Origin of the sequence: Nocardia puris (genome assembly GCF_036051655.1) — a bacterium.
In the GTDB taxonomy this organism is placed as follows: Bacteria; Actinomycetota; Actinomycetes; order Mycobacteriales; family Mycobacteriaceae; genus Nocardia; species Nocardia puris.
Genome location: NZ_CP107943.1, coordinates 6,063,525 through 6,079,766 on the forward strand (window position 1 = coordinate 6,063,525; position 16,242 = coordinate 6,079,766).

18 protein-coding genes are annotated in these 16,242 nt (G+C 71.2%); 9 read left to right on the plus strand and 9 right to left on the minus strand.

Translation table 11 applies throughout. The annotated features are described in order from the left end of the window. Positions 1–5 precede the first annotated feature (5 nt). From OHB21_RS28045 to OHB21_RS28060, 4 genes are read right to left on the minus strand one after another with little or no spacing between them, the layout of a single operon-like run. Entirely contained in the window at positions 6–398 is a 393-nt protein-coding gene (locus OHB21_RS28045) for a BlaI/MecI/CopY family transcriptional regulator (protein WP_067502256.1), read from the minus strand. A gap of 36 nt (positions 399–434) precedes the next feature. Continuing rightward, positions 435–1,331: an ABC transporter ATP-binding protein gene (locus tag OHB21_RS28050; RefSeq protein WP_195124170.1), complete on the minus strand. Its 897-nt coding sequence runs from the start codon at positions 1,329–1,331 to the stop codon at positions 435–437. Then, positions 1,328–2,443 (minus strand): FecCD family ABC transporter permease, encoded by a 1,116-nt coding sequence (locus OHB21_RS28055; protein ID WP_407675032.1) that lies wholly within the window; start codon positions 2,441–2,443, stop codon positions 1,328–1,330. The genes OHB21_RS28050 and OHB21_RS28055 overlap by 4 nt, the downstream gene beginning before the upstream one ends. Before the next feature lie 40 nt (positions 2,444–2,483). Continuing rightward, complete coding sequence (locus tag OHB21_RS28060) at positions 2,484–3,530, minus strand: FecCD family ABC transporter permease (protein ID WP_195124171.1); 1,047 nt, start codon at positions 3,528–3,530, stop codon at positions 2,484–2,486. 92 nt (positions 3,531–3,622) lie between these two features. On the opposite strand from OHB21_RS28060, the gene OHB21_RS28065 reads away from it, so the two are divergent. From OHB21_RS28065 to OHB21_RS28100, 8 genes are all read left to right on the plus strand, one after another. Next, positions 3,623–4,378: a hypothetical protein gene (locus OHB21_RS28065; protein WP_067502244.1), complete on the plus strand. Its 756-nt coding sequence runs from the start codon at positions 3,623–3,625 to the stop codon at positions 4,376–4,378. Positions 4,379–4,461: 83 nt separating this feature from the next. Further along, positions 4,462–5,166 carry a response regulator transcription factor gene (locus OHB21_RS28070; protein WP_067502242.1) on the plus strand — a complete coding sequence of 235 codons (705 nt, stop codon included), beginning with the start codon at positions 4,462–4,464 and terminating at the stop codon, positions 5,164–5,166. Continuing rightward, positions 5,163–6,197, plus strand: coding sequence for a sensor histidine kinase (locus tag OHB21_RS28075; protein WP_324191950.1), 1,035 nt, complete (start codon positions 5,163–5,165; stop codon positions 6,195–6,197). Before OHB21_RS28070 ends, OHB21_RS28075 begins: the two co-directional genes overlap by 4 nt. A 612-nt stretch (positions 6,198–6,809) precedes the next feature. Continuing rightward, positions 6,810–7,256 carry a PaaI family thioesterase gene (locus OHB21_RS28080; RefSeq protein ID WP_228788440.1) on the plus strand — a complete coding sequence of 149 codons (447 nt, stop codon included), beginning with the start codon at positions 6,810–6,812 and terminating at the stop codon, positions 7,254–7,256. 108 nt (positions 7,257–7,364) lie between these two features. Next, a complete protein-coding gene (locus OHB21_RS28085) occupies positions 7,365–7,919 on the plus strand; it encodes a YbaB/EbfC family nucleoid-associated protein (protein ID WP_067502236.1) in 555 nt (184 codons plus the stop codon). A gap of 119 nt (positions 7,920–8,038) precedes the next feature. Further along, positions 8,039–8,365: a type VII secretion target gene (locus OHB21_RS28090; RefSeq protein WP_113974993.1), complete on the plus strand. Its 327-nt coding sequence runs from the start codon at positions 8,039–8,041 to the stop codon at positions 8,363–8,365. Beyond that, on the plus strand, positions 8,362–9,309 hold the full coding sequence (locus tag OHB21_RS28095) for a WXG100 family type VII secretion target (RefSeq protein ID WP_195124172.1): 948 nt from the start codon (positions 8,362–8,364) through the stop codon (positions 9,307–9,309). The genes OHB21_RS28090 and OHB21_RS28095 overlap by 4 nt, the downstream gene beginning before the upstream one ends. A 39-nt stretch (positions 9,310–9,348) precedes the next feature. Next, positions 9,349–10,014, plus strand: coding sequence for an O-methyltransferase (locus tag OHB21_RS28100; protein WP_195124173.1), 666 nt, complete (start codon positions 9,349–9,351; stop codon positions 10,012–10,014). Here OHB21_RS28100 and OHB21_RS28105 read toward each other — a convergent pair. Together OHB21_RS28105 and OHB21_RS28110 are read right to left on the minus strand one after the other, a co-directional pair. Beyond that, entirely contained in the window at positions 10,011–10,589 is a 579-nt protein-coding gene (locus tag OHB21_RS28105) for a 3'-5' exonuclease (protein ID WP_067502220.1), read from the minus strand. The genes OHB21_RS28100 and OHB21_RS28105 overlap by 4 nt on opposite strands. A 52-nt stretch (positions 10,590–10,641) precedes the next feature. Next, complete coding sequence (locus OHB21_RS28110) at positions 10,642–11,316, minus strand: TetR/AcrR family transcriptional regulator (RefSeq protein WP_067502218.1); 675 nt, start codon at positions 11,314–11,316, stop codon at positions 10,642–10,644. A 98-nt stretch (positions 11,317–11,414) separates the two neighbouring features. Here OHB21_RS28110 and OHB21_RS28115 point away from each other — a divergent pair, with 98 nt between their 5' ends. Beyond that, entirely contained in the window at positions 11,415–12,920 is a 1,506-nt protein-coding gene (locus tag OHB21_RS28115) for an MFS transporter (protein ID WP_195124174.1), read from the plus strand. 9 nt (positions 12,921–12,929) lie between these two features. On the opposite strand, the gene OHB21_RS28120 is transcribed toward OHB21_RS28115, so the two are convergent. The 3 genes from OHB21_RS28120 to OHB21_RS28130 all read right to left on the minus strand — a co-directional run bounded on the left by OHB21_RS28120 (position 12,930) and on the right by OHB21_RS28130 (position 16,167). Then, on the minus strand, positions 12,930–13,661 hold the full coding sequence (locus OHB21_RS28120; protein WP_195124175.1) for a hypothetical protein: 732 nt from the start codon (positions 13,659–13,661) through the stop codon (positions 12,930–12,932). A 192-nt stretch (positions 13,662–13,853) separates the two neighbouring features. Then, entirely contained in the window at positions 13,854–14,573 is a 720-nt protein-coding gene (locus OHB21_RS28125; protein WP_084537253.1) for a hypothetical protein, read from the minus strand. Positions 14,574–14,733: 160 nt separating this feature from the next. Beyond that, positions 14,734–16,167, minus strand: coding sequence for an NAD(P)/FAD-dependent oxidoreductase (locus tag OHB21_RS28130; protein WP_067502200.1), 1,434 nt, complete (start codon positions 16,165–16,167; stop codon positions 14,734–14,736). Positions 16,168–16,242 lie beyond the last annotated feature (75 nt).

Sequence of the window (16,242 nt, forward strand, 5' to 3'; positions counted from 1 at the left end):
CGATACTACTTGGGCGGCGGCTGGTCGCCGTCGGACGCCTCGAGCTTGGCGAGTGCCTCGCGTAGCGCGTCCGCTTCGTCGGGTCCGACCTGCTCCACGAAATGCACCAGGGCCGCGGCGCGGCTGCCCTTCTCCTCCGCCTGTTGCAGCGCGTCGAACATGAGCGAGGCCACCAGCTCGTCGCGGGTGTGCACGGGCGCGTAGCGATGCGCGCGGTCGTCGCGCCGCTGGACCACGAGGTTCTTCTTGGCCAGCCGTTGCAACACGGTCATCACCGTGGTGTACGCGAGTTCGCGGCGTGCGGCGAGTGCTTCGTGCACCTGCCGGACGGTCTGCGGTTCGTCGCTCGACCACAACTGGTCCATGACCGCTTTCTCGAGTTCACCGAGTCCTGCCATCCCTCAAGCTTACGGACCCAACGACACAAATGCGTACTACACCTTGTCGTAACTGTCCGGTAGCTGTGTGGCGTTCGTCATACCCGGGGTCGCGGCGGTATCGGGCCCGCCCGGCCGGTCGCGCACATGCCGTGCGCCGATGGGCACGATCATGGGCCGCCCGGACATCGGGTCCTCGAGCACGGTGGCCTCCAGCCCGAACACCTCCAGCAGCAGTTCGGCGCTGACGATGTCGGCCGGGCCGCCCTTGGCGACGATCCGGCCGTCGCGCATGACGATGAGCTCGTCGCTGTAGCGGATGGCGAGGTTCAGATCGTGCAGCACCATCACGACGGTGCGGCCGAGATCCGCGTGCAGCCGGTCGACCAGGTCGAGCACCTCGAGCGAATGCGCCAGGTCCAAATAGGTGGTCGGCTCGTCCAGCAGCAGGATGTCGGTGCCCTGGGCCAGCGCCATGGAGATCCAGGCGCGCTGGCGCTGCCCGCCGGACAGTTCGTCCAGCGCGCGGTCGGCCAGGTCGGCGATGCCGGTCTGGGTGAGCGCCTCGGTGACCTCGGACTCGTCGGAGTCCGACCATTGCCGCAACCACGACTGGTGCGGGTGGCGCCCGCGCGCCACCAGGTCGGCGACGGTGAGACCTTCGGGGGCCGCCGGAGTCTGCGGCAGCATGCCGATGACGCGCGCCACCTCTTTGGTCTTCATCGACGAGATCGCCTTGCCGTCCAGCACGACCGAGCCCTCCCTGGGGCGCAGCAGCCGGCCGAGCGAGCGCAGCATGGTGGATTTGCCGCAGCCGTTGGGCCCGATGACGGTGGTGATCACGCCCGGGGTGATGTCGACGCTGAGCCCGTCGACGATGACGCGCTCGCCGTAGCCGAGGGTGACGTTCTGCGCGGTGAGCTGATGCGCGGCGGCGGGGGTGGTGACGGTCATGACAGGGTCGCCTTCCGGTTCAGACGCACGAGCAGATACAGCAGGAACGGTCCGCCCATCACGGCGGTGACGATGCCGACGGGCAGCGCCGCCGGGAAGAGGGTGCGCGCGGCGGCATCGGCCCCGACCACCAGGATGGCGCCGATCAGCGCCGAGCCGATCAGCGGTTCGCCCGGGGTGCGCAGTACGCGGCGCGCGATCTGCGGCGCGGCCAGCGCGACGAACGCGATGGGCCCGGCGGCCGCCGTCGCCACCGAGGCCGCGATCACCGACGAGCCGATGAGGATGCCCTGCTGGGTCTGGATGCGCACGCCCAGCACGCGGGTGGTCTCGTCGCCGAGGCGCAGCGCGGCGAGCTGGCGGGCCGAGCCGATGGCGACGGCGGCCACGACCGCCAGCGCGATCGCGGCGGGCACCAGCTGCGTGGCGCCCGCCGAATTCAGCGACCCGTTCAGCCAGAGCTGGGCGCGGGCGGCGTCCTGCCAGGTGGCGCGGGTGAGGACCCAGTTGATGCCGGCCAGGGCGAGGGCGTTCACGCCGACGCCGATGAGGATCAGCCGCAGTCCGGTGGTGCCCCGCGCGCCGGACACGGTCCGCCCCCACGCCAGGACGTAGATCAGCGCGGCGGTGAGCAGGCCGCCAAGCAGCGCGGCCAGCGGTGCGCCGATGCTCGCGGCGAAACCGGTGGTGGCGCCGCCGCTGAGCACCAGCACCGCGACCGCGCCCAGGCTGGCGCCGGAGGTGATGCCGAGCATGTCGGGGCTGGCCAGCGGGTTGTGCAGGATCGACTGGGTGATCGCGCCCGCGAGCCCGAGCGCCGCGCCGACGACGACGGCGGTGAGCGCGCGGGGCAGCCGCGACTCCACGATGATGAACCGCTGCGCGCGCGAGCCGCCGCCACCGAGCACGTCCAGCACGCGCCCGAGCGGGATGTGCGTCTCGCCGACGGCGATGTCCACGCAGAACAGCAGGAACACCACCCCGACGAGCGCGAGTGTGATCGAAAACATGGTCGGCCGCAGCACCAGCGACACCGGACCGATGCGCAGGGCGGGGCGCACTCGTCGCACGGCGGCCGAATCCTCGGGCCCGGTCTTCACCAGAATGCTCACCGCGCGCCTCGCTCCCCGGCGCGGCCGTGTGTTCGGAATCTCACAGGTTCACCAGCTTTCGACGGCGCACGAGCGCGAGGAAGAAAGGCGCGCCGAGGGCGGCGAGCATCACGCCGACCTGGAGTTCGCCCGGGCGGGCGACCAACCGCCCCAGCGTATCGGCCAGGATCAGCAGCAACCCGCCGATGAGCCCGGAGTACGGGACCAGCCAGCGGAAATCGGGCCCGGTGATCATCCGGGCGATGTGCGGCACGATCAGGCCGAGGAAGGCGATGGGCCCGACCGCGGCGGTGGCCGCCCCGCACAGCAGCACCACGGCCGTGAAGCCCAGCGCGCGGCTGCGGCCGATATTGACGCCGAGCCCGCGGGCCACGTCGTCGCCGAGGCTGAGCAGGTTCAGGCCGGGCGCGGCGGCGACGGCGAGCAGCAGGCCGAGTCCGAGGAAGGGCAGCACCTGCCAGAACACCTGCGCGTCGCGTCCGGCGACGCTGCCGACCACCCAGAAGCGGTAGGTGTCCAGCGCGGTCGCGTCGGTGATGATGATGGCGTTCGTCAAGGCCTGCAGAAACGCCGTCATGGCGGCGCCCGCCAGCACCAGGCTCAGCGGACTCGCCTTACCGCCGCCGATACTCGACGCCGCGAACACCGCGAGCCCGGCCAGCAGCGCGCCCGCGAAGGCGAACCAGATGTACTGCTCGGGCGAGGTGAACGCGAACAGGTACATGCTCAGCGCCGCCAGGAACGCCGCGCCGGAGTTGAGGCCGAGCAGGCCCGCGTCGGCCAGCGGATTGCGGGTGTAGCCCTGGATGAGCGCGCCGGTGATGCCCAGCGCCATGCCCGTGACCAGCGCGAGGACGGTGCGCGGCAGGCGCAGCGAGCGCACGATCTGTTCCTCGGTCGTCACCGCCGGACAGGTGAACATCCCGTCGGAGCAGCTCAGGGCGTGGTCCAGCGATTCGAACACCACGGCGGGGGAGATCGCGCGGGTGCCGAGCGCGATGCTTGCCACGGTCGCCACCGCCAGGAAGGCGAACAGCAGCAGGAGGCCGGTCAGACGTCGCCGCCGCACGGTGCCAATCGAATTCACGGCGACGAAGTTACTCCCGGCTCGGGTTGCTAGGTTGGGTAAGGCTAACCTATCTTGCGAACGGACCCCATGAGCGCACCCGAGGAGGTTCGATGCTCGAGCCACTACCCACCCGTTCGGTCCGCACGACCGATGTGGCGTTCACGCGCGCCGGTAACCGGCTGCGCGCGCTGCAACCCGACCACCCCCGGGTCTACGCCGTCGCGCCGATGAACGAGCAGGGCAAACGCCGCTGGTGGAAGCTGTCCGAAGGGCTGCGCGAGGGTCGCATCGAATTGATGTACCGCAGGCACGCCGCCGAGATGATCCGGGCCGACACGGCCGCCGAGGTGGTGGCGACCGCGCTGATCCACGCCGTGGTCGGCCGCGTCGCGGCGCTGCTGGTCGCGGAGGGCAAGGCCTGGGATCCGGGCCTGGAGAATCTCTGGATCCACAACGACAACGACGGCGGCATCGACTGGGCGGGCCTGGAGGACACCGCGATCCGCGTGATCGACGGCGACCACCTCGCCGGTGAACCCGGTGTGGTGACCCTGCCCTGCGAGCGCGCGATGTTCGTGTGGCTGGCACACCGCTGCGAGCCTTCGCTCTCGCTCATCCAGCACGGCCTGAGCCGGTGCTCGGGGCTGAGCGCGCGCCGGTTCTGGTCGCTGGTCGGCGAATCCCTCGTCGGTGCCGCCACCTACGTGCCCGAGCTCGCGCGCACCGACCGCGAGGACGGCGCCCGCCGCGGCCAAGGCCTGCTGCTCGCGATGGAGGAGCGCGGTCTGCCCGTGCGCCGCGCCGCGAACGTGGTGTCGCTGGACGTGTCCCGTTCACCCCGGCCGGGTACCCTGCGCGCTGGCTGAAACGGCCGAGCCCGGCGCCCGGCGCCGAGCCCGGGCCACCGCGAGGGTGGCCGCGGGTGCTCGGCGTGCGAGCGAGGAGGGCGATGACCACGCGGTTGCTGATCGTGGAGGACGACGACCGGGTGCGGGCCGCGCTGCGGCTGGCCATGGAGGACGAAGGCTACGACGTGACCGAGGCCGAGGCCGCGGAGAGCGCCCTGGATCACGTGCGTGACCACGGGGCGCCCGATCTGATGATCATCGACCTGGTGCTCGACGGGATGGACGGCTTCACCTGCATCCGGGAGATCCGCCGCGACCACGAGGTGCCGATCATCGTGGTCAGCGCGCGCGACGACACCCACGACGTGGTGGCCGCCCTGGAGGCGGGTGCCGACGACTTCGTCACCAAGCCGTTCGAGGTCAAGGAGATCACCGCGCGCATGCGGGCCCTGCGCAGGCGCGCCGGCCTGACCGCCGAGCGCGAGGCCTCGCAGGATGTCGTGCTGGACGCCGCGCGGCACCTGGTGCTCTCGCCGCAGCGCGGTGCCGTCCAGCTGGCGGGCGAGGATCTGCACCTGACTCTGACGGAGTTCCGGCTGCTGTCCGAACTCGCCGAGAACCCCGGCTTCGTGCTGAGCCGCCCGGTGCTGCTGGAACGAGTGTGGGATCGCGGCTTCTTCGGCGACGAGCGCATCGTCGACGTGCACCTGCGCCGCCTGCGCACCAAGATCGAACAGGACCCCTCGGATCCACGGCTGGTCGTCACCGTGCGCGGGCTCGGCTACCGGCTCGATGTCCAGGCGTGAACGCGCCGGAATCGGGCGGCGGTGAGGTCGGGCGGGCACGCCCGGTCTGGCGGCCGCGCAGTCTGCGCGGGCGGGTGGTGTTCGCGTTCGCGCTGAGCGCGTGCCTGGTGGCGCTGGTGCTGGTGGTCACCATGCTGCTGGCCGGGCGCGACTACCTGCTGATCTGCGGTCTGGTGGCGGCGGGAATCGGTGCGGCGCTGGGCATGTGGGTCAGCAGGCACGCGCTGGACCCGCTGCGCCAGGTGGCGCGCACGGCCGCGCGCATCTCCTCGGGTGAGCACGAGATCCGGCTGCCCGCCACCGACGACCGGGACCTGTCGGTCACCGTGGACGCGTTCAACGCCATGGTGGACGACCTGCAGGACCGGATCCGGCGCGAGCGCAGGCTGGTCTCCGACATCGGCCACGAATTGCGCACGCCGCTCACGACGTTGACCGCGAGCGTGGCGGTGCTCGCCCGCCACGCGGACGATCTGCCCGAACGTCCCCGCCGGGCACTGGATCTCGTCACCGCCGAGGTGGATCACCTGCGCCAATTGCTGGAGGATCTGCTCGCGCTGGCGCGCGCCGAGGCGGGCATCCATCGCTCCGACGTGGAACCGCTGGCGCTGCGCGAGCTGCTCACCCACACCCTGGCCGTCCGGGGCCTGGACGCCGCGCTGCTGCACGTGATCGACGATGTGGTGGTCGAGGGCCGGAAACTGGAATTGGAACGCGCCGTGAGCAATTTGGTCGACAACGCGGTGCGGCACGGGGCGGGCGTGGTGGCCGTGTACGCCGCGCGCGACGGCGAGCACGCGGTGATCACCGTGGACGACGCCGGTCCGGGCGTACCCGCCGCCGACCGCACCCGGATCTTCGAGCGTTTCGCGACCGTCCGCACCGGACGCGGGACCGCGTCGGGCACCGGCATCGGACTCGCGCTCGTCGCGGAAACCGTTGCGGCGCATCGGGGGAGGATCGAGTGCCGGGGGCGTCCCGGCGGCGGCGCGCGGTTCGTGCTGCGGCTGCCCCTCGTAGCTGGGGCATGAAGCGCCGGTCGAGTGCGGAGCGGTCGACGCGCTCCGGCGAACGCGTTGCCGCCGGGGACCCGTTGTCGGGGAGCCTGGCCCTCGGGCGTCTGACGCCCGAGGCGACGGTGCCGGAGGCCTACGCGACACGTTCGGCTCCCTCGGCGGGCCGGCGCGCGTGAGATGATCGCGTGCCCACCGTTCCGCGAGATGGTGGCGCCGGGGCCGATGCGCTCGCCGTTCGGCATCGGCGCGAAGGTGCCGGCGTGCGCGGAGCGGTCGCCATCAGCCGATCGAGAGGGAGCGGAGGGAGAAAAGAAAGCGGAGGGCCCCACCGTGGTGGAGCCCTCCGCGGCAGTGGACCGGGGTCGCCGCAGCCCTCGGGACCTCGCTCGATCCTGACGCCGATTCTGAGTATAGGTCAGGCTTACCTAAGTTGGCAACAGGTCGGATCGGACGGCGTGTCGGGCCGTGCGTGCGGCGCCGTGGCACGCGGATGCCACACCGGAAACCCTTGTTCACCAACGGGATCGGAGACATGCACGCGGTGTTTCCCGACCGCGGTCCGCCGGTTCGGCCGCCCACGCCAGGGTCGGCGCGGCGATCCGGTTCGTCGGGTGTAAAGCTGGACCCATGACGGAACACGACAACGGCGACGTGCGCTCGATGGCCGACCTCACCCCGGAGCTCATGAACAAGGTCAGCGAGGGCACCTTCGCCGATCTGATCGGACTGCGCTACACCGAACTCGCACCGGACCGGGTGCGCGGTGAATGGGTCGTGAAGCCGCATCTCTACCAGCCCGCGGGCATCCAGAACGGCGGCGTCTACTGCACCGTCATCGAGACGCTGGCCAGCATCGGCGGCGGCATCTGGTACGGCGAGCGCGGCACCGTCGTCGGCGTCAACAACAACACCGACTTCCTGCGCGCCGTGCGCGAGGGCACCCTCACCGGCGAGGCCGTCCCGGTGCACCAGGGCCGCACCCAGCAGCTGTGGCAGGTCGTGATCACCGACGAGCAGCAGCGCGTCGTGGCGCGCGGCCAGGTGCGGTTGCAGAACCTGCCCGAGCGGGACTGACCCGTGCGTCCCGGCGAGCCGCGCGGCCGGTAAAGTTCCGGCGAACTCGGGGGCGGCGCATCGCTTTCCGGGACGACACCGCTGTCGCAAGCGTGGAAGGGGACGCGAATGCTGAGCAACGATCCGGCCCAGGCCGCCGACGATCTGGCCCGGTGGGCCGAGAATCTGCAGCGCACGGCCGAGAAGTACCAGGAACTGCACGGCCGGATGGCGGCCGTGTCGGTCACCGAGACCTCCGCCGACAACCGGATCAGTGTCACGGTGGACGCCAACGGCGTGACCACCGCCATCTCGCTGGCCCCCGCGACCCGCGGGATGGACCCGGCGGCGGTGGCGAGCGAACTCATGGCGTGCACCAAGCGCGCGCAGGCCAAGTTGCGCGTCCAGGTGACCGATATGGTGCACGCGGCGGTCGGCGACGACGCCGCGGGCCAGAGCATCGTCGGCCAGTACGCCGAGCGGTTCCCCGATGTGGCACCGGAGGCCCCGGCCGCGCCGCCCACCCCGCCCGAACCGGAATACACCCCGCCCGCCGCGTTCACGCCGCCGCCCCCGGCCGCGCCGGCCCCCGGCACCCGCAAGCCCGACCGGGACCACACCGTCACCCCGGACGAGCCGGACGACGACGACCTCTACTACCGCCGCAAATCCTGGCTGGAGTGATCGCCTCGAATTCGAGGGAACCGGATTCGACTCGGCGGCGTCCAAGTTCATAGGTCGTCGTCGGCGACCGCGCCGCCGCGGCGGCGTTCCGGGAACGAGGAGGGTGATCGTCCGTGGCGATGGCCGAGGTGAACGTCGACCCCGAGCGGGCGCGCGAGCACGCGAAACGGGTGGAGACCATCAGCGAGGGGTTGGCGCAGGCGCTGGAGGCCGCCGCCTATCTGGCACAGGCCGACGACGGGTACGGCCTGCTCGTCCGCCCCTACGCGCAGTCGATCCTGAACCCGAAGCACGAGGACATCGTCGCGGGCCTGCGCCACTACAGCGCCGCGGTCGCGGCGCTGCCGCAGAAGCTGCGCCAGGCCGCCGACGTGTTCGAGGAGCAGGACGCGGCGCGCAAGGGCGCCCTGGACAAGCAGCGCGCTCAGATCGGCGGTGCGGCGTGAGCGAGCAGACCCCCGTCGGCCGGTTCCTCAACGAGGCGCCGATCAGCGTGCCCAATCTGCTGTTCGACGACGCCGAACGCCCCGACAACGAGTTGCTGGAGGAGAGCACCGACTTCCGCGAGGAGTACTACCAGGAGCGGGCGTTCCTGCACAGCAACCTGGGCAAGCCCACCGGCGCCCAGGGCGAGGACGACGCGAACGCGGGCATCCTGTCCGGCACCGTCCTCGGCGACAGTTTCGAGGCGTTCCATCTGTTCACCAGCGGCGAGCAGCTCGACGGTGTGTTCAAGGCGTTCTCGGTCGCGTCCTCGGCGGTGAGCCTGGCTGAATCGATCGCAGGCGGCAAGTACCTGGATCCCTTCAACTTCCTGGGCGGCCAGCTGATGGGCTGGATGCTCGAGCACGTGGAGCCGATGCGCAAGGCGCTGGACTCGCTGGCGGGCAATCCCGGCATGGTCGAGGCGTATTCGAAGTCCTGGGAGAACATCGCCGAGCGCCTGAAGGAGGTGGCGAGCGCCTGGGACGCCGAGGTCGCGTCGGGCACCGCGGGCTGGACGGGGGAGACCGCGCTGGCCTACCGCACCCGCGCGGGCGAGTACATGAACTCGATCGGCGGCCTGGCCGCGCTCGCCGCGGTGCTGGGGACGCTGAACGAGAAGATGGGCAAGCTGGTCGAGGCGGTGCGCGGCGCGATCGTCGACATCCTCTCGGCGCTGGCCGGGCTGCTGGTGGAGGTCACCATCATCATCCTGGCGACGGTCGGCACCGGATCCTTCGCGGCGGCGGCGCGGGCGACCTTCGGCATCAGCGCGGCCAGCCTCCAGGTGTCGAATCTGTTGCGCAAGCTGTTTTCGGCGATCTTCGATCTGAAATCGCTGGGTTCGGCTGCCACGCAGGCCATCGCGGCGATCGTGCAGATCGAGCAGGTCTCGGCGACCGCGTGATCGGGGCCGGGCCGCGCCACCGGTGGCAGACTGCGGAATATGACGACACCTGACTGGGCCGACGTGGACAGCTACCTGGTGGACCACCTGGTGCGCGATCCCGACACCGCCGCCGCGCTGGCGGCCAATGCCGCCGCGGGCCTGCCCGCGATCGATGTGTCCGCGGCACAGGGCAAGTTCCTGTCGCTGCTGGCGCGCTCGACCGGTGCGCGCCGGGTGCTCGAGATCGGCACCCTCGGCGGATTCAGCACCCTCTGGCTGGCGCGGGCGGTCGGCCCGTCCGGCCGGGTGGTGACGCTCGAATTCCAACCCGAGCACGCGAAAGTCGCGCGCGAGAACCTGGACCGCGCCGGCGTGGGCGAGCGGGTCGACGTCCGGGTCGGCGCGGCGCTGGACAGCCTGCCCGTGCTGGAGGCCGAGGGCGGTGAACCGTTCGACCTGGTGTTCATCGACGCCGACAAGGTCAACAACTCCAACTACGTGAACTGGGCGCTGCGGCTCACCCGTCCCGGCGCGGTGATCGTGGTGGACAACGTGGTGCGCGGCGGCGCGGTGGCCGATCCGGCCTCGGCGGACCCGGCCGTGCGAGCCAGCCGGGAGCTCGTGGAACTGCTCGCCGCCGAACCGCGGCTGGACGCGACGGTGGTGCAGACCGTCGGCCAGAAGGGCTGGGACGGTTTCGCTTTCGCGGTGGTGTCCGGCTAGCGCACGCCGTCGGAAGTCACCCGCCACGCGCCGCGCTCGCGCAGCCGCAGCACGAGCGCGGCGATGTTCCACGCGTCGTCCTCGCCGCGGTGGTGGCGGCCCTCCAGCGGCAGCCCGGCGATCTCGAGCGCTTGCGCCATCCCCGGGCGGCGGCGCAGCCCGTGCGCCTCGGTGAACACGAGTTTGGCGTTGGTGTGCCGGGCGCCGAACGGGTAGGCGGTGCCGGTCGTGGCGCACTGCGCCGTGAACTGCTTGCGGTCGTAATCGCCCCAGCTGGCCCAGGGCCGCGCGCCGGCGTCGTGGTCGGCGGCGAGAATTCGGCAGGCCTCGGCGAAGGGCACCCCGCCGTCGACCTCGTCCTGCGTGAGTCCCGTGAGCTCGGTGCAGAACTCGCTCACCGCGCTGCGTTCGGGCCGAACCAGGATGCGGTGCTTGGCGATTCGCGCGCCCGCGCCGAGATCGACCACGGTGAGCCCGATTTCGATGATCTCGTGCGCGGCGCCCGCGGGCACCGGCCCGTCCCAGCACGTGGCCTCGACGTCGACCACGTTCAGCAGTCCGGTGTGTTCGGTCATGGGGCGCAGCGTAGGCGGCCGCGACGACCGCGCTCCACCGAATTTCGGCCGATCAGCGGGTGCGCGCGGCAACCCGCGCGGCGAACCCGTCGCACAGCGCCTCCAGCCCGGAAAACAGCAGGTCCTCGGAGGTGAGATCGCTCACCCCCGCGCCCTCGAGTTCGGCCAGCGCGGGCGGCACCGGGTTGAGCGGGGTGCCGTCGAGCAGCGCGCGCAGCCCGTTGTGCCCGTCGGGCTGGATGCCTTTGCTGGTGACCAGCGACGAGCTGACGTACGGCAGCGTGGCGCCGGAGATGTAGTTCCACACGGTGAACGCCATCTGCATGGCCTCGCGCGGGGACACGTCCAACTCGCGGAAACCCTCGACCAGCCAGGCCAGCGCGTCCATGGAGTAGGGGCCGAAGCTGTAGCGGGGCATGGCGAACGTGAGCAGCACCCACGGGTGTTCGCGGTACAGCGCCCAGTCCACCTCGGCGGCGATGCGCACCCGGTCGCGCCAGGTCCAGCCGGTGCCGGCCGGATCGGGGTAGGGGTGCCTGCGCGTGATCTCGTCGGTCATCGCGGCGATGAGCTCGTCCTTGTTGGCCAGGTGGCGGTACAGCGACATGGCGCCCACGCCCAGGCGGTCGGCGATGCGGCGCATGGACAGCGCGTCCAGCCCCTCGGTGTCGGCGAGGGCGATCGCGGTGTCCACGATCGCCGCGCGGTGCAGCTTCGGCTCGGTCATCCCATGACTCACTTTCGATTCCGGGCCCGGATGCGTACACTGTACCCCGGCGCATGCGTACGCCGTACGCGGGACACGGGAGAGGATTCGGAACACAGATGAACGCAGTGGAGGCGGGCTCGCGGCGGGCCTGGCTGGGACTCGCGGTGCTGGTGCTGCCGGTGTTGCTGGTCTCGATGGACATGTCGGTGCTGTTCCTGGCCATGCCGACGCTCACCGTCGACCTGGATCCCTCGGCCGCGCAACAACTCTGGATTCTCGACATCTACGGCTTCCTCATCGCGGGCTTGCTCATCACCATGGGCAACCTGGGCGACCGCATCGGCAGGCGCAATATCCTGCTGGCGGGCGCCACGCTGTTCGGCATCGCGTCGGTGCTGGCCGCGTTCGCGCCGAGCGCGCCCGTGCTGATCGCCGCGCGCGCCCTGATGGGCGTGGGCGGTGCGACCCTGCTGCCCTCCAGCCTCGCCCTCATCTCCAACCTTTTCACCGACACCCGCCGGCGCGCCGCGGCGATCGGCGTGTGGACGGCGTTCTTCGCGGGCGGTTCGGCCGTGGGCCCGATCCTCGGTGGGTTCCTGCTGCACCACTTCTGGTGGGGCTCGGTGTTTCTCATCAACCTGCCGGTACTGCTGATCCTGCTCGTGTTCGGCCCGCTGCTGCTGCCCGAGCACCGCGCGGGGGCGCGCGGCCCGCTCGACCTGCCCAGCGTCGCCCTGTCGATCGGCGGCATCCTGCCGGTGGTGTACGCGGTGAAGCACGCCGCGTCGGTCGGCCTGGACGCCGAGGGCATCGTCGTCGGCGCGCTCGGCGTCGCGGTGCTGGTGGCGTTCGTGCGCAGGCAGCGCGTGCTCGACGATCCGCTGCTGGATCTGAAGCTGTTCGCCCGCCCGCAGTTCCGCGTCGCCATCGGGTCCAGCCTCGTCGGCATGATCTCGCTGGCCGCGCTGAGCTACCTCACCAGCGTCTACTTGCAGTCGGTCACCGGGCGCGACCCGCTGGCCGCGGCGCTGCTCGGGATCCCGATGGCCGTGGCGGTGTTCGTGTTCTCCATGGGCGGCGCGCGGGTGGCCGCGGCGCTGGGCACCCGCGCGACGTTCGTGCTGGCCCTGCTGGCGGCCGCGCTGGGCAACATGCTGCTGCTCGGCGTGGGCGTGGACGGCGGCATCGGCTGGTACGTGGCCGGCTCGACCATCGCCGGCATCGGCTACGGCGTGGTGTTCACCCTGGTCTCGGAGGTCGCCGTGTCCTCGGTGCCGCCCGCGCGTGCCGGGTCGGCGGTGAGCATCTCCGAGACGAGTTTCGAACTGGGCAACGCGCTCGGCCTGGCGCTGCTCGGCTCGCTGGCCGCCCTGATCTTCCGCTCCGGCGGCGACTACGCGCCGACGCTGGGCGAGACCTTGCAGCGCGCGAGCGGCGACGAGGTTCTGGTGCACAGCGCGCGGCAGTCGTTCGTCGACGGCATGCACGTCGCGACCACGGTGGGCGCGGGCCTGCTCCTGCTCATGGCCGCGGCCGCGTGGGTGTCGACCCGCCGCGCGCCCGGTGTCGTGGAGTCTGCCGAGGTCGAAGGGGCGCAGAAGGTTTCGGCGGCCGCGGACTGAGGCGGGTCCTCAGCGCGCGAAGACGGTGTTGAGGATCTCGGCCGCCCATTTGTTCACGGGCGACAGGACATGCGCGTGGACCCAGCGCAGCGGGCGCACCACCACCGCGACCCACACGGCCGCGAACGCCGCCAGCACCGGGCGCAACACATACCGGTAGAGCGCCCGGCACGGCGTGACGACGAGGATCCCGACGATGACGGTCGCGACCTCCCACGCGTAGGTCAGCACGGTGCGCAGCAGTCGCCACAGCGGCTGAATCACCCAGCGCCACAACGCGGTGAGCGGCCGGACGATCAGCTGGTCGGCCAACCACGCCGCGACCAAGGCGAGCACCTGCAGCGTGGGCCACAGCACCGTCGTCCACACCCAGGTGAGCGCGGGACGCAGCACGCGCCGCCACAGCCATTCCTCGACGGCGCGGCGCAGAGGCCGCAGGACGAAGTCGAGCAGCAGGGCGATCAGGGGCGTCAGCACCAACCCCCACAGCACCTGCTGTAGCAGCCACCCCCACACGAAATCCTTGAGGAACAACCAGAGCGGGCGGATCATCCAGTACCAGAAGAACCGCGCGACCGGGATCAACAGCTCCGCGACGAAGTAGACGACGGCGGCGGCCGCGCCGCGGCCGACCAACCGCAGCCCTTCCCAGAGCACGCGCAAGGGCACGAGGACGACGAGCGCGACGATCCGCGCGATCCATTCGACGGGGGAGACCGGCCGGGTCGGGGGTGTTGCCATCGCCCTATCGTGCCGTATCGAAAAGTCCTGCGCCGCTGTGCTTCTACGCGGCGGCGCGGGTAGAACTACCTACCGGCCCGCTCGGGTAGCCGGCCGATTGCCCTGCTTCGAGAACGCGGGCGGGCGCCCGGCGTGATCGCCGGCCACCCGCCCGCGTCCCGGAGGTCACCGCTGAGCACCGGAATCCAGCGCTCAGGCGTCGACAACCCGCGAAGGTGCGTTGAACGCGGAGACCGCGCCGACGGCCGCTCCGGCCGCCGCCCCGACCGCGGCGGCCGGAACCGTGACGACGGCGGCGCCCACCGCGGCACCCAGCATCGGGCCCGCGACCAGGCCGACGGGCAGCAGCGGCAACCCCGCCACGAGTCCGGCCACGCCGCCCACCATGGCGCCGGTGAGCGCGAGCGGCGCGGCGGCCGCCGCACCCACGACGGCACCCTGGGCCGCGGTGCCGATGGTCTGTCCCGCTATGCGGTCGGACCGGCTGCGCTCCATCCCGATGGAGTCCAGGAACGTCGCCAGGTTGGCCTCGGCCATCGCGGCGTTGTCGTTGATCTGGATGGCCTGCTCGCGGTCGATCCAATCCGGCGCGGGCAGCGTGACGTCGCCGAACCGGAACTGTCCCGGCGGCGGCGCGATCGGCGGCACCGGGGCCACCGGCACCGGCGGGTGCAGCACGCCGACCGGAGCCAGGTAGCTCTTGTCCGGGGCGGGTCGCGACCACTGGAGCGAGCTGTGCGTGTTGTCCGGGATCCGCAGTCCTTCGTACGGCCGGACGTTGGGGGCCTCGGCCGGCGGCCAGGAGGCTTCCCGTTCGGGCTGGTTGACGGTGGCCGACCGGGCGGGCTCGGCGTTCGCGGTGCCGGTGCCGACCAACGCCAGCACCAGCGGGACCGCGCCCACCGCCACCATCGAGCCCACCTTTTGGCGCTGTGCGCTGGGAGCTCTGTGCTTACCGGTGCCCATACTCACCTTTCTTCCGGGGGACTTGCTCGACGTCCGACATTCGGACCCGAGCCGCACCCGGATTGGTGGCGTGGGCGAGAGGAATAATTGCTGGTAGATAGCTAAATCAGGAGACGGCGCGATCGGGTGCGGCCTTGCCGGGGGCGCGCCCGTTGCCCGCGGGCGGCGCGCCGAGGGCGGCGGCGAGTTCGTCGGCGTCCTCCTGGTCCTCGGCGACCTGTTCCAGCGCCAGGCGCGCGAACACCCACTGCTCGGTGGCGGCCATCTGGCCGCGGGTGCGCCCGAGGAAGGTGACGAACCACTGGATCACCGTGATGATCCGGCTGCGGTAGCCCACCAGGTAGTACAGGTGCAGCGCCAGCCAGGCCAGCCAGGCGATGAACCCGCCGAACTCCAGCTTGCCCACCTGGCACACGGCGCTGAACCGCGACACCGTGGCCATGCTGCCCTTGTTGAAGTACTTGAACGGCTTGCGCTGCTCGGGCGTCTGGCCCTTGAGCCCGGCCTTGATCTGCTTGGCGGCGTAGGTGGCGCCCTGGATCGCGCCCTGCGCCTGACCCGGCACGTCGGGCACCGACATCAGATCGCCGACCACGAAGACGTTCGGGTGACCCTTGATGGTGAGGTCGGGTTCGACGATCACGCGCCCGGCGCGGTCCACCTCGGTGCCCTCGGAACGCTCGGCCAGCATCTTGCCCAGCGGGCTGGCCTGCACGCCCGCCGACCACACCTTGCAGGAGGACTCGATGCGCCGCAGGGTGCCGTCGGCGTCCTTCACCGTCACGCCGTGCGCGTCGATATCGGTGACCATCGCGTTGAGCTGGATCTCCACGCCCATCTTCTCCAGCCTGCGCTGCGCCTTGCCGCCCAGCTTCGGGCCCATCGGGCCGAGCACCGCGCCCGCGCCCTCGATGAGGATGACCCGCGCGTCGCGCGGATCGATGTTGTGGAAGGTCCCCTCCAGCGTGCGGTCGGACAGCTCGGCGATCTGCCCCGCCAGCTCCACGCCGGTGGGGCCCGCGCCGACCACCACGAAGGTGAGCAGCCGGTCGCGCATCTCCTGGGTGGTGGCCAGCTCGGCGCTCTCGAACGCGCCGAGGATGCGGCCGCGCAGCTCGAGCGCGTCGTCGATGGTCTTCATGCCCGGCGCGTAGGTGGCGAAGTGGTCGTTGCCGAAGTAGGACTGCTGGGCGCCGGTGGCGACGATGAGGCTGTCGAACGGGGTGACGGTGTCCTGGTTCAGCAACCGTGAGGTGACCGTGTTGTGCTCCAGGTCGATGTCGACGACCTCGCCCATGAGCACCTGGGCGTTCTTCTGTTTGCGCAGCACCAGGCGGGTCGCGGGGGCGATCTCGCCGACCGAGAGGATGCCGGTGGCGACCTGGTACAGCAGCGGCTGGAACAGGTGGGTGGAGGTCTTGGAGATGAGGGTGACGTCCACGTCGGCGCGCTTGAGATGCTTGGTGCCGAACAGGCCGCCGAAGCCCGAACCGATCACCACCACCTTGTGACGACGGTTCTCGACAGACTGAGTGCTCATCGCCCTGCTCCTCGAAGGTCCGGGGTGCGTCCCCCGTGAACGGTTACCGACAAGCCTCAACCGTAGTCTGCCGTT